This is a genomic window from Acetobacter fabarum (assembly GCF_040702925.2).
Lineage (GTDB): Bacteria > Pseudomonadota > Alphaproteobacteria > Acetobacterales > Acetobacteraceae > Acetobacter > Acetobacter fabarum_B.
On sequence record NZ_JBFCXX020000003.1, the window covers coordinates 181,675 to 195,095 of the forward strand.

11 protein-coding genes and 1 pseudogene are annotated in these 13,421 nt (G+C 61.2%); 7 read left to right on the forward strand and 5 right to left on the reverse strand.

The features are described 5' to 3' along the window. Positions 1-73: 73 nt before the first annotated feature. Positions 74-772, reverse strand: coding sequence for a hypothetical protein (locus AB2L51_RS04500; protein ID WP_395581221.1), 699 nt, complete (start codon positions 770-772; stop codon positions 74-76). A gap of 246 nt (positions 773-1,018) precedes the next feature. Between AB2L51_RS04500 and AB2L51_RS04505 the strand changes: the two genes are divergently transcribed. Beyond that, the gene (locus AB2L51_RS04505) at positions 1,019-1,843 is read left to right on the forward strand and encodes an EcsC family protein (protein ID WP_166111247.1); all 825 of its coding nucleotides are present in this window, start codon (positions 1,019-1,021) and stop codon (positions 1,841-1,843) included. Between the two features lie 68 nt (positions 1,844-1,911). Here the strand turns inward: AB2L51_RS04505 and AB2L51_RS04510 are convergent, their stop codons facing one another. Beyond that, positions 1,912-2,082, reverse strand: a complete 171-nt coding sequence (locus AB2L51_RS04510) for a hypothetical protein (protein ID WP_395581222.1) — start codon at positions 2,080-2,082, stop codon at positions 1,912-1,914. Between the two features lie 28 nt (positions 2,083-2,110). Next, on the reverse strand, positions 2,111-3,085 hold the full coding sequence (locus AB2L51_RS04515) for a 2-hydroxyacid dehydrogenase (protein WP_395581223.1): 975 nt from the start codon (positions 3,083-3,085) through the stop codon (positions 2,111-2,113). 179 nt (positions 3,086-3,264) lie between these two features. Here AB2L51_RS04515 and aat point away from each other — a divergent pair, with 179 nt between their 5' ends. The 4 genes from aat to AB2L51_RS04535 all read left to right on the forward strand — a co-directional run bounded on the left by aat (position 3,265) and on the right by AB2L51_RS04535 (position 6,078). Then, positions 3,265-3,906: a leucyl/phenylalanyl-tRNA--protein transferase gene (aat, locus tag AB2L51_RS04520; RefSeq protein WP_395581224.1), complete on the forward strand. Its 642-nt coding sequence runs from the start codon at positions 3,265-3,267 to the stop codon at positions 3,904-3,906. 71 nt (positions 3,907-3,977) lie between these two features. After that, on the forward strand, positions 3,978-4,769 hold the full coding sequence (locus tag AB2L51_RS04525; RefSeq protein WP_395581225.1) for a DUF4412 domain-containing protein: 792 nt from the start codon (positions 3,978-3,980) through the stop codon (positions 4,767-4,769). A gap of 17 nt (positions 4,770-4,786) precedes the next feature. Further along, a complete protein-coding gene (locus AB2L51_RS04530; protein ID WP_395581246.1) occupies positions 4,787-5,437 on the forward strand; it encodes a hypothetical protein in 651 nt (216 codons plus the stop codon). Positions 5,438-5,484: 47 nt separating this feature from the next. After that, complete coding sequence (locus AB2L51_RS04535; RefSeq protein WP_395581226.1) at positions 5,485-6,078, forward strand: hypothetical protein; 594 nt, start codon at positions 5,485-5,487, stop codon at positions 6,076-6,078. A 62-nt stretch (positions 6,079-6,140) separates the two neighbouring features. Here the strand turns inward: AB2L51_RS04535 and AB2L51_RS04540 are convergent, their stop codons facing one another. After that, positions 6,141-9,323 (reverse strand): AsmA-like C-terminal region-containing protein, encoded by a 3,183-nt coding sequence (locus tag AB2L51_RS04540; protein WP_395581227.1) that lies wholly within the window; start codon positions 9,321-9,323, stop codon positions 6,141-6,143. 119 nt (positions 9,324-9,442) lie between these two features. Between AB2L51_RS04540 and AB2L51_RS04545 the strand changes: the two genes are divergently transcribed. Together AB2L51_RS04545 and bcp are read left to right on the forward strand one after the other, a co-directional pair. Continuing rightward, positions 9,443-12,553 carry a bifunctional [glutamine synthetase] adenylyltransferase/[glutamine synthetase]-adenylyl-L-tyrosine phosphorylase gene (locus AB2L51_RS04545; RefSeq protein WP_395581228.1) on the forward strand — a complete coding sequence of 1,037 codons (3,111 nt, stop codon included), beginning with the start codon at positions 9,443-9,445 and terminating at the stop codon, positions 12,551-12,553. Positions 12,554-12,598: 45 nt separating this feature from the next. Further along, positions 12,599-13,087: a thioredoxin-dependent thiol peroxidase gene (gene bcp / locus AB2L51_RS04550; protein ID WP_395581229.1), complete on the forward strand. Its 489-nt coding sequence runs from the start codon at positions 12,599-12,601 to the stop codon at positions 13,085-13,087. A 58-nt stretch (positions 13,088-13,145) separates the two neighbouring features. Here the strand turns inward: bcp and AB2L51_RS04555 are convergent. Further along, positions 13,146-13,421 (reverse strand): annotated as a pseudogene (locus AB2L51_RS04555) (hypothetical protein); the annotation flags it as partial.

Here is a 13,421-nt window from a genome sequence, read left to right on the forward strand (position 1 = left end):
TGCAGGATGAGGTTTTTGGACCTCAGTGCAAGGGGCTGTTCCGGCATGGTGGGTGTGGCGTAGGCCGTAAAGCCTAGCGGTGAATGAAATACATGTCCGCATACAGGTTTTTAAGGGCGGCATGGTCTGCAAGGCAGTGGCGGACAAGCAGGGCACGCAGGCTGACCGCCGCCTGCTGCATGGCGGGGTCGGTGCTGTTGACCCGCAGGGCAGGGTAGTGCGTCATGCAGGCCTTGAGCGTGGGGTTGTTCATGTCCACACCGCTGCTGATCTTGGCCTTGAGTTCGTCATAATACTTCGAGACTTCGGTATCGGAGGTCCATTTGACCAGCGAGGTATCCACTTTGCCATTGTGCATGAAGTAGGCCACGGTCATGAAACCGGTTTCGGGCGCATGGTTGCCGGCCTGAACGGTCATGCGGCAGGCCCGCTGGGAATAGGGCGGAAAGCTCACATCCGGGACGGGGGTGGAAGCCGTGACCTTGATATGCGGTGGCTCGCCTGCTGGCGGGGCAGAGGCGTTCTGCATGTCTTCATCTCCGCTTATGTGCGCTTTCTGCCATGCCTGCGCCAGAAGCGGGTAGTAACGGATGGACTGGCACAGGCTTGAATCCGTGCGGGCATCTGCCAGAGCCATGTCGTATGTTTTCTGTTCCGGTGTGGCGCAGGCGGTCAGGGCCAGCACAGCGGCCGCGCAACCCAGACGGCCCGGAATACGGGTGGGTCTGGAGGCGTTGGCACGGGAATGAAAAAGACGGAAAAGACCAGCCATGAGGAATGCTCCTTAAAAGCGGCGCGGCGTTAAGCCAGATTCTTCATGCTTGTGTAAGGGCTTAAGGCCACGCTTACAACGTTGTTTGCATGAGCGCAGGGCGGGCGCGCTAACAGGTCATCTGTTTTTCATACGATCAGCCTGTTATGGTCGGCCACAAGAGAGAGCATAGGGCGCTCTGGCAGCGCCGGTTGTCGCATTTGCTGTAAATGAGGCAGGTAGCAGACAGGAAAGGCACGTATGAGCATGAAGGAAACAGCAGGCAACGCCCTGACTCCGCTAGCCCTGAGCGGCCGCGACCTGGGCGAGTTGGAAACAGCCCTGATCGCGGTTGAATCCGGGCGTGGCGTTCTGGTGCGTCTGGCGGACCTTATGGGCGGTGCTGTTGGCCATGCGGCGCGTCTGGGCATGCGTGGTCTGGGTATGGCGCCCAACATGGAACAGAAACTGCGCGGGCTGGCCGAAACCGCTATTACCCGTGCGTTTGACGTGGCCGTACTGGGCATGAAAGGCCCGGCCGACACCGCTATGGAAGACTCGCGCTGGCGCACATCCGGCCTTCAGGCGGCTGTGGCTGTATCAGGGGCGGTGGGTGGTTTTGCCGGGCTGGCTGGTCTGGCGCCCGATATCGGGTTTACGACCCTGACAATCATGCGCGAAATTGCCCGTATTGCCCGCGAAGAAGGCGAAGACATGAGCGACCCGGATGCCCGGCGTGCCTGTCTGGAGGTGTTCGCGCTTAAAGCCTTTCCCAACCGGCGGAACGGGGAAGAGAGCGAACTGGGGTATTTTTCCGCCCGCGCAGTGCTGCGTGGCCGCCCGGTTGTGATGCTGATTGCCGAGGTCGCCTCGCATTACGGTCTGGCACTTGGGCAAAAAATTTCTGTCCAGCTTATGCCTGTGGCCGGGGCGCTGTGTGGCGCATCGCTGAATACAGCGTTTTTCAACCATTACCGGGCTCTTGCCCGCGCGCACTTTACCATCCGCAGGCTGGAGCGTGAGCACGGCCCCGTGGTGCGGGATACCGCCCTTGCCCTGCGTGATAGCCTTGAAGGGCGCGAAAAGCTCTAACCCCGAGCGCAGAGTACAGGCAGCACCAAAAGCAGGGCCGCAACACGTGGCCCTGCTTTTTTATCGGGCTATTTTTTAGCCGGTGCCCGCTGTTCGGAGTCTTCTATAAAGGTCGCGATTACGGCCATGCCCAGAAAGCTGATCCCCAGAACCAGTAACGTGCCCTGATAATGAAAAGCCGGGTACCAGAGCGCGGTACAAATACCCATAGCAAGAACGCAGAAGAGTCGCATGGTCATGGGGCTGTTTCTCCTTATCCCTGCCGTTTTACGCGCTTACACCGGAAGGCAGGGGTTTGCCTTCCACCATGGCGCGGACATTATCAAGGGCAAGCATGCCCATGGCGGTCCGGGTTTCTACCGTAGCACTGCCGACATGGGGCGTCATGAACAGGTTGGGCAGGGCCAGCAGGGCCGGGTTCGGGTTGGGTTCATTCTGGAACACATCCAGCCCGGCGGCAAAAAGCTGGCCGGACCGCAGGGCGGCAATCAGCGCATCTTCATCAATCAGGGAGCCACGGGCAGCATTGACCAGCACGCTCCCGCGCGGCAGCAGCCCAAGTGTGCGGGCGTTTATCAGTGGGGGAGCGGTTGTGGAGCCGGGCATGTGCAGGCTTAGAATATCGCAATGGGGCAGCATGTCTTCAAGCGTCTCAAAGTAGGTTGCCCCTGCTTCCTCCGCCGTGTCCAGCCGCCGCCTGTTGTGGTAGAGAATGGACATGTCAAACCCGCGGGCGCGCTTGGCAACGGCCTGCCCAATGCGGCCCATGCCCACAATGCCCAGCCGCTTGCCCGTAACGCGGTGGCCCAGCATTTCCCCCATGCCCAGTGCATGGCCCCATCCGGCCTTCATGAGCGTGTAATACTCCGCAGCCCTGCGGCTGGCGGCCAGAATGAGCATGATCGCCAGATCGGCGTTGCAGTCGGTCAATACATCGGGGGTGTTGGAGACGGCAATATTGCGCGCCAGCAAGGCGGGAACATCCAGATGGTCCAGCCCGACACTGACTGTTGCCACCAGTTTAACACTCTCTGGCAGGGCTGCGACATCCGCCCCTTTAAGCGGGGCTGTATGTGTAACCAGCACGGCAAGGGGCTGGTAGGCGTGGGCCAGCTCCAGCAACTCGGCGGTGCTTAGCGCATGCTCGGGTGCGGGTGGGGCATCAAACTCGGAGTGGATGCGCTCTTCCACTGCGTCCAGCAGGCGGATGGAGCGGATCAGGCGGGGAAGGAGAGAGGTCACAAAAATCTCCGTGGTGCAGCATGGTGAGCCGGGCAGGGATGTGTTTATTCTGGTGGGTACGCTAGCATAGGGCAGCGGGTGCATTATACCGCAAGCCACCCTGAGCCTGATAACGAGTGCGGGAAAAGCCGGTTGCCCGGATGGGGGCAGTGGTGGAACAACATGGGAGCCTGTCCGGCATGTCTGATGGTCTGACCCCTGAACTGATGCTGGGGGCCTATGCGGTTGGGCTGTTCCCCATGGCGGAGGGGGAGGATGACCCGACCTTAAGCTGGTATGACCCGGACCCGCGCGGCATTTTGCCGCTGGAGGGTTTTCATGTTCCCCGGCGTTTGCGCCGTACGGTTCTGTCCGGCCGGTTTGAGGTCAGCGTGGACCGGGATTTTCCCGCCGTCATGCGCGGGTGCGCGGCCCCAGCCACGGGGCGGGAAAGCACATGGATCAACAGCCGCATTTACCAGTTGTTCTGTGCGCTCCATACCATGGGCTTTGGCCATAGTGTGGAATGCCGCATGGAAGGGGAACTGGTGGGCGGGCTGTATGGGGTTGCACTGGGAGGCGTGTTTTTTGGCGAGAGCATGTTCAGCCGGGTCACGGATGCCTCCAAGGTTGCTCTTGTCCATCTGGTTGCCCGTATGCGCCTGAACGGTTTTATTCTGCTTGATACACAGTTCGGCACGGAGCATCTGGCCCGTTTTGGTGGGGTGGAAATCCCCGCGGCAGACTACAAGGAGCAGCTTGAGCGTGCCGTATGCATGCAGCCCTGCTGGTCCGATACGCTGGCCCCCGATATGCTGGAAGCCGAAATACGCAGTATGTAACGCTGCCACGACCTTACAAGCTGGTTGCGGCAACCGCACACTCCAGAGAGTGCTGGCCGCAAAAAATGGAGATGGACTTGGTGACAGACAGATTTTTACCGGCCTGCAAACGCAGCCTGCGTGTGCCCGGCCTGTGCGCCGTTGGTGTTTTGGCCATGTCTGCCATTGTTACCCCTCCCCTGCATGCCCAGCAGGCCACAGACCACCCGCGCCTGACACCGGGGCGCGATGCGGTGATCGACTATGTGTTTCAGCCCCGCCCGACCGAGCAGGACCTCAAGGCCGGAGCCAAAGCGGATACACCCGTAGCAAGCCGCCATGTGCAGGTGCTGTATTCGGGCGATGGCGGGCTGATGCGGATCAACTACATGACCAGCATGGAAGGGGATGCAAGCCGTGGCGCGGTGATCATCAACCGTGCCGCGCAGGAAGTGCTGGTCATTATCAACGACCGTCGCATCTATACCCGGCTTGTGCAGCAGGAGGGTATACGCAACCCGTTCCTGCTCGACATGTCCATGCAGTTTACCAGAACCGGGAGCGATGTGGTGGCAGGCCAGCCCTGTACTACGTGGCAGGCGGTTTCTGCTCAGGGCAAGGCATCAACCTGCGTTACGGATGACGGGTTCATACTCCAGCAGGATGGTGTGGACGTTGATGGACTGAATGGCAGCCTGCGCGCCATGAAGGTGTCTTACGATATTGTGCCGGTCAGCGCCTTTGAACCACCACAGGGCTTTCAGGAAGTCACACCCCATTCCCCCTATTCCGATGCCGCCCAGACCGAGCCCCCCGTAACCGGCGTTGGCCCTGCAACCAGCCTGCCCGGAACCGGGCCTAACCCTGATGGAGAAACCCGGTAATGGCCACATGGTGCATCATGGTGTCGCGCGGGACACTTGCCGTTGCGGCTTTTGGGCTGGCTCTGGCGGGTATGCCCGGCATGCAGGCCTATGCGCAGCAGGCTGGCACAGCGCAGGATGCCTCGCCCGCACAGGCCCCTACGGCGGGTGAGCCACCAGCGGAAGCGCCTGCCATTACCCCCTCCGTGGATGTGGATGTGGAGTACGAGCTTGCTTCCCCTCAGGGGGATGTCAGCACCCGCCAGCGTATGCGCTGGCAGGTCGCAACCCTGCGCCAGCGGCTGGACCCGGATAGATCCTCCATGTTCATGATCACCTCATGGCGTGACAGAACCCTGAGTGTTGTGGACCTTGGGCGCAAAAAAGACAGCATCATGCCCGTGCCGGGTACGCAGCAGCTTACCCCTCCCGGTCAACCCGCAATGGTCGGCTCCTATGCACGATTGGGGAGTTCCGTTGTGGCAGGTGAGCAGTGCACAATATGGCGCACGAAAGATACGGATGGCCACCCGACGGATGCCTGCTACACGGCAGACGGGTTGCTGCTTCAGGTCGCGCAGGGTGGGCAGATAACTGTGCGCGCACTCAGTGTGCAGCGTGTTGCGCAGCCCGACAGCCTGTTTGTTATACCCCCCGGTTTGCAGCAGGAGGCACCAGCACACCCATAGTGCACACCATGCGTGGCCATTGGTGATAAAGGCAGGAAAGGGATGGAATGCACAACGCAACCTATGGCCACGCCGCATTACTGTTTGCTCTATGCGCAGCCTTTGGGTGGGCGCATGCCGCAGCGCGGGCTCAGGCGGTGGATGGACCAACCACGGTCTGCATAACGGCGCAGGCGGCCCAGCAGCCGCAAACGCTGGTTGTGGTGCCCTCCGGCACCGTATTTGCAGCGGAAGATACCGCCCGGCCCGGCTCGGCCGGGCCTGTGCCGCAGGCGGTTGTCACGACCGAAACCATTACCCTGACCCATATGCAGCCCTGCATGGCGGCCGATGCGTCCAGCGTTGTCTCCCACACCCGCCACTGGCTGCATGAGAAAGTCCACCCCCATAGCGGGCAGGTGCTGCATGCGGTCGGTGAAATCAGTGGCAATGGGGTAGATACCGGCATGGAGGATGAGGATACCGCGCTGCGTGATCTGGTGCATTCTGGCGCGTTAAGCCTTTCCATCAACCGGACCGTGCAGGACCCCGTTTTTTTGCAGGAAAGTGACGCAGACCTGCCCGATACAGGGGGAGGGGTGGATACGTCTGCCTCGCGTGATGCGGCATCGGACCTGCCATCCCAAAGGCATGCACACTAGCAGGGCCATGCCACCAGAGTATTCCCCCGTACGGAATGCGCTGTGCGGGGGAATACCGGGTGTTAGAACATCTCGCGCAGTGCGCCGGGCAGGAAAATGGAATAGGGGTTGATGTGCAGGGTCGGGTTTTCCAGATTACCCGTGATCCCAAAGGTGACAGCCAGCAGCCCCCCATTTTTTTCCGGGCTGAACAGCTTGCCAATGCCCGGCAGTTTGCCCGGCAGGGTGTTCAGGACAAAAATGGGAACCACGGTGCCGTGCAGGTCTATGCTGTTGTGGTCAAGGTTGACCCTGCCTTCCAGCGTGGCCCCCAGAGCACCGTTGCCGGTTGTGCCATCATGGATTTCGAGCAAACCATCTTCAAATGTCACGGGCATATTGAAGTGCGTGACCAGAAAATCGTTGGCGTTCTGGGCATTGAGCCAGCCGTAGAGTGAAATATTGCGCGCGACCTGAAGGGATGTCGGCGCCTTTTTGAGCGTAAACGGCGTAACACTCAGCGTGCCGCTGAAGGGAGCAGCGGGTTCGGCATCATCAAACGTGCCATCCAGTACGGCCTGCCCCCCTTTGACGTCGGGGAGAATGTTAAAGGCCGCCAGAAACGCTCCCATATCGGGAATATGGGCGTGCAGGGTACGGTTTTTTCCTGTGGGGACCAGTGTCATGCTAGCTGGCACCGGCCCGCGCATGATAAAGCGCATTTTTTCCAGCCGCAGGCCATCGTCTTCAAAATAGGCCTGCACGGTGCGCAGGGGCTGCTTGGTCTTGCTGTACCAGAGTTGGTTGGCCGTCAGGTCAATGGCCCATGCCGTGCCGCGGGGGCCATGCAGCTTGCCGGTTGCGGCTTCTGGCACATGGTAGTTGGTCGGTTTTCTGGTCTCAGGTGTGTCTGGTTCGTGTTCATCCCCGCTCATGAGTGGGGAAAGGTCGAGCGTGTCTGCATAAACGCCAACATGAACCATGTTGCCGGACTGGCTCTGGGGGAGCACCAGCTTGGCGTGACCACTGGAACGCGCGATCCTGAAGGACGAAATAATCAGTTCAGGCGCGTGTCCGGGCAGCAGCTGCGCCTTGCCGACCACACTCATATCCGGGCCAGATGCCTGAAGATGGTCCACATTGGTAATCCGCCCCCTGTCCAGATCCAGCGTGGCGGAGGCATGTGCGGCCTGCCCTGATGTTTTGTGCCATACGGGAATGCGGATATCCGCGTGACCAAGGTCCAGATCAAGGCCGACAGTGCCTATATGGTTGGCCAGTTGCTGGTAATCCACGGCAAGGTCCGCACTGCCAGCAAAGTGGTCCCCCGTGGCAATGCCCGCTGCCAGTGCCGTGTCGGGCGTGATGCGCGAGGTCAGATGGGCCTTTTCCGCCACCGCATCTGGCGGAAGGGAGCGGAAGTCCATGTCGTATGTCAGATCGGAAGGCAGGCCACCAATAACCCCGTGTCCTGCAAGGGCAAGCCCGTCTGTGGTCACATCCAGCCCAAAACGGGCATCGGTGACATCACGCCCGGCAACAACATTGCCAATGGAGGCATGCGTGACATCGGCATGGCTCTGGATGGTCATGTCGTTAATGGTGACGCGGCTGATCAGTGGCAGGCTTAAGCCCAGATGCAGGGCGGCCGTACCACGCGGGCGGGTCAGGCTGAGCGGGTGGCGTGAGAGCAGGCGCAGCCGGGGTTCGGCCAGCAGGGCAATCACATTCTGCAAAGGTCCGTGCAGGTCGGTTTCTATAATGCCGGTCTGATCTTTTTCGGTCAGGCCCACAATATCCATGTAGCCCGGCCCGGCCTCAATCCGGCCAGTGCCGGTCTGGTCGACGTTCTTGTCTGTCAGGTTTACAAGCTGATAGCCGTGGTCGAAGTGAATGCTCAGCTTGTCCGGGCTTATAATGTCCAGCCGGGCGTCCAGCCCCTGCAGGGGCGTAATGGGGCGCAGCCAGTGAACGGTCAGGCCCGTTGCATCAATGCCACCCTGTATGCCGGTCAGCTTTAAGTTCCCCCAGCCCTGGCTGCTACCCAGTTCGGCTGTGGTCACAAGGTTGGTGGCCGTGCCGGTGGTTATGTTCTCGGTCACCCATTTTTTGCCACCCTTGGCAGCGAGGCTGGGCCAGTAGTAGGTCAGGTCTTCAAACGAGACATGAGGAATGGTCGCACTGAGCCGGGCCTCTATGCCTCTGGGCTGCATCAGGTCCGATGTGTTCAGGAAGCCACTCAGGTTCACGCTTAGGGCGCGTGCGGCATCATCCGGCGCGCCGGGGTTGCGTAACAGCAGATGTAAGGAGGGCAGGGTAATCTGGGCTGGTACGGACTGTGCGCTGCTCTGGTTGAGCAGCACGAACATGTCCGCCGTACCGTGGTCCACCTCATAGTGGGTGCCGCCTGCCTCCACATGCCCTGAGCCTATGGAGGCCGTGAGTTCCAGCGCATTGGGCACCATCCACGGCGACTTTGCCGTGGATGTAAAATACGTATCCGCGGTCACGCTTACGGGCAGGTCTATTCTGGCCAGTTCGGGGCGCAGGGGGGCAAAGCTGGCGGGGTTGAGCGTGCTGGTGCTCAGGTGCCATGCAATCTGCCTGCGATTGTCCGCTGGTGCGCCGTGTGCGGTCAGGACCAGTCTGGTGCCGGGGTCGTTCAGGGGTGCTATGCCTAGCCGGACAGACCCGCTCACCCCCGTGGCCCGCCCTATTGTGTGCAGGTGCAGGTCCACATCAATATCGGATGCCAGCCAGTGTGTGCCGGTCAACTGGTCATCCATGCTGATGCTGGCATCTTCCATGCGCGCGTGTTCCAGCCCGTAGGTTTCCAGCATGTTGTTCTGGTGGGCGGAGGGCATGGAGGGCAGGTCAAGGTCAAATCCCACACTGCCATTATGGGCGCGGCGCAGGGCAAGGCGGAGCCCTTTGATGTTGATGGTGCGCAGTCTGATGCTGCCGTGCAGCAGCGCCAGCGGGTCCAGCGATACGTCTGCCTCGCGCACGGTGTTCTGGTGGGTATTGCCTGACGCAATAAATCTCAGGTCTTCAAGCACAACTGTCAGGGGCACACCCATGCCTTCACGCAGGCTGTTCCAGCGGAGTTCGGCATGGCCCAGCCGCAGGCTGACCGCTGGCGGCTGGCCATGGTCTGCCCTGATGATCGTGATGGGCAGAAAAGGCCGCACTACCGGGGTAATATCAAGCGGGCCAAACGCCATGATGCCCAGCAACGCACCCAGCCCCACAAAAGGGAGGGCCAACAGAACACACGCCCCAATAGCCAGCGTCCGTGGAATTTTTGTTCCTGGGGGAGATGAGGTGTCTTGACCGTTGGAAGTCAACGCAGCAAGCCTTTATTGTTCACAGTACGGGCCATATCATGACGCAGGCAGATCATTCTCTCTTCCGTGACGTAAGACAGACCCGCAGGCAAGGCCCGAGGATCTGGCCGGATGCGGACTGGCCTGCTCCGGCGGACGGGCACAGGGCCGCAGTGTTTGTTGAGGACATGCTGGAACTGGCCAGCCAGAACGGTGTTGCGGCATCGGTCATGGCGCTGCCCGGTGCGCGTGAGTTGATGCTGTGCCTGGGTGGAAACAGCCCGTATCTGTCCGATCTGGCGCGGGAGGATATTCAGGCTTTTGCGGCTTTGCTGGACAAGGGGCCGGATAGCTGTGTGCTCGATGCGTTTGCAACATGCGCACAGTTTGACGCCACATCGGGGCGAGAGTATGTCGCCGCGTTCCTTCGTCATGCCAAAAAGCGTATAGCTTTTATTTGCGCCATTGCGGACCTCGGTGGAGCCTGGCCGCTGGAGGAAGTCACGCATACGCTCAGCCGGCTGGCTGAAACCGCGCTGGAAATCGCGCTCAAACATATGCTGTGGCACGCCAGTCAGGCCGGGCAGCTTGATCTGCCAGACCCCGAAAACCCCACTTCGGGCTGTGGGCTTGTGGTGCTGGCCATGGGCAAGCTGGGCGCGCGTGAACTGAATTTTTCATCCGACATCGACCTGATAGTGTTGTACGACCCCACAACGTATTCTCAGTCAGACGCGGTGCGACGTGTGTTTGTACGTATGACTAACGATCTTGTTAGTCTGATGGAAGCGCGGGATGCGAATGGCTACGTTTTTCGTACCGATTTGCGGCTCAGACCAGACCCATCCTCTACGCCACCTGCTGTAACCGTACAGGCAGCCACGCTGTATTACGAGAGCCTGGGCCAGACATGGGAGCGCGCCGCCATGATCAAGGCGCGTGCGGTGGCGGGAGACCTTACGCTGGGGCGGCGCTTTCTGGCGGCTATCAGGCCGTTTATCTGGCGCAGGCACCTCGACTTCGCCCTGATTGACGACATCCACGACATGAAGGCCCGCATAGACCGCTACCGCAAGGCGGGGCGGACGGATCTGGCGCAGCTACCCGATTCTGTTCTGGCGGACCCCGCTGCCAGCCGGGCGTGGCTTCTGGGCCATAACCTCAAGCTGGGGCAGGGTGGCATACGCGAAATTGAATTTATTGCGCAGGCCATGCAACTGGTCTGGGGGGGGCGCGAGCCCGGACTGCGGGATAAAACAACTTTTGGCGCGCTTAAAAAGCTGGTGGGTTCGGGCAGGCTGCCCCGGACCGAGGCCGAAGTACTGGCCCGCACCTACCGCTTCTTGCGTGATGCGGAACACCGCCTGCAAATGCGCGCCGACCACCAGACCCACAGCCTGCCCGAGACGGTGGAAGGGTTTGATGCCTTTGCCGTCTTCATGAACTATTCCGATGGGGAGGCTCTGGCGCTGGACATGCTCCCGCGCATGCGCGAGGCAAGGCGGATTTTCGAACGGCATTTTATTACCCAGCCCGCGCAGAACGGCATGGAAGCAGGCAGTGTGCTCATGCCCGGCCCAGAAGAAGGGCAGGTCGCCGAACTACTGGAAAAATATGGTTTTCCCCAGTCCCAGCTGGTGGAGGCGGCACAGGTTCTGGGCCGGTGGAGTGGCAACAGCCTGCGTGCCCTGCGCTCGGAGCGGGCGCATGCTCTGCTGCGTGCGCTGCTCCCCGCCCTGCTGGCCAATTTTGGCCAGCGTGGTAACCCGCTGGCCTGCCTGCGCAGGTTTGATGCCCTGCTGGCGCGCCAGCACGCCGGGGTGCAACTGCTCTCGCTTTTTGAACGCAACCCCGATCTGATCGACCGCATTGCCAGCATTTTTGATGCCTCGGCCTTTCTGGCCGACCATCTGGCGGACAAGCCCTCTGCGCTGGAGGGGCTGCTGGCCCCCGAACCGGGGGAAGGGCGCAACGTGGTGGCGCGCCTGAAAACGCTGGCCGGGGAAGTCGCTGATGTGGAGGAATTGCTGACCACCCTGCGCCCCATGCTGCGGGGCGAGGAGTTCCGCCTGTCCGTTGCACTGCTGGAAGGGCGGATTGGCGAGGATGACGCCGAGCGCGAACGCACCCTGCTAGCCGATACGATCATGACCGTGATCAAACAGGCTGTGGAGCGTGACCATGTGCGCCGCTACGGCCGTGTGCCCGGTGGGGGCATGGCGGTTATTGCCATGGGCAAGGCTGGCTCGCGCGAGATGATGCCCGGCTCCGACCTTGACCTGCTGATGGTGTTTGACCACCCGGAGGAGATCCAGACCAGTCAGGTCGCGGCCAAAGGCCGTAATGCCGGGCAGGAGCAGGCCTTCTCCCGCCCCCGCAGCGTTGCCGTGGGGCAGTATTACACCCGTCTGGCCCACGCCTTTATCGCCGCACTGACCGCACCGGGGCCGGAAGGCCCGCTTTATGCGGTGGATATGCGCCTGCGCCCATCGGGGGCTGCGGGGCCGGTTGCCGTCCCGCGCACGGCGTTCTTGCGTTACCACACGGAAGCCGCCTGGACGTGGGAATGTATGGCTCTTACGCGCGCGCGCATTGTGGCGGCTCCACAGGCCCTGCGGCGCGCGTTGACGCTGGATATGGAGCGGGTGCTGGACGGGAGTATTCGCGCCATCCCTCCCAAACGCGCCACCTTGCTGGAGGATGCCCGCATCATGCGTGAGCGTCTGGCCCGTGACCTGCCTGCCAGTTCCATATGGGACATCAAGCGTCGGGCAGGGGGGCTTATGGAAGTGGAATTCATTGCGCAGATTTTCCAGCTTGTCGCTGCCAATCCCATGGCCCGTAGCCCGTCCACCCGGCTGGCGCTGGGGCGGCTTGAACGGTGCGGAGTGCTGAGTGCGGCAGATGTAAAACTGCTCAGGCAGGCGGATTTTTTCTGGCGGCGTCTGCAGGCCCTGCTGCGTTTGCTATGTGGCCCCGTACCCCCAAAAGAGCTGGAAACGGATATGGTGCCCGCAGCCCTGAATATTCTGCTCAGGAACATGAAGGCCCGGACCCTGCCCGAACTGATGGAACGGACCAACCTGCTGGCGCGCGATGTGCGGAGCTGTTTTGAAAGGCTGGTCGGTCCCGTTGCCTCTATGGCCCCCGCTGAACGGCCAGAGGACTGAAAAGCGGGTGACCCGCGAACACATGCTATGAAGGAGTTTACGGTTATGCAAAGCAGTCAGGCGCTCAAGGTAGGGGACAAAGCCCCGGCGTTCAGCGTGGCGGCAACTGGTGGACGCACGGTGGAAAGTGCGGCGCTCAAGGGGCAGCCGTTTGTGCTCTATTTTTACCCCAAGGCGGATACGCCCGGCTGCACAAAGGAAGCCTGCGGGTTTAATGAAGCGTTGCAGGCCTTTGAACAGGCCGGACTGAGCGTTATTGGTGTCTCGCGCGATCCGGTTAAAAAGCTGGACTCATTCGCGGCCAAGTACAGCCTGACCTTTCCCCTGGCGTCAGACGAGGACGGGCGCGTTACCGAGGCTTACGGCGTGTGGGTGGAAAAATCCCTGTATGGACGGACCTATATGGGCATAGAGCGCGCAACGTTCCTGATCGATGCCAAGGGCGATATTGCTTATATCTGGCCCAAGGTAAAAGTCAGCGGCCATGTGGATGCGGTGCTCGCTCAGGCGCAGGCACTGGGGAGTGCAGCCTGAGCGGTACCTTGCCACCTCTTATGCGAAGGTTTGCGTGTCGATCCTGCCAGACAGGATTTTACCAGCCGGGGTAATAACCACCGGGAACGGCATAGTAATAGCCCGGAGGTGGCCCCATGGGCATTACCGGCACCACATAGGCAGGTGGTGGCGGCGGTGGCGGAGGAGGACCATAACTGTAGCCATAAGCATAGCCACCGGGGCCACCTCTCATGGCGGCTCCGGCAAGTGCGCCAACCGCCAGACCACCAATGAGCGCGCCAGCGATTGCGCCGCCATCGCCCCGGTGGTGGTGCTCCCATCCCGGCCCGCCCCGGCCACCCCAGCCTGGGCC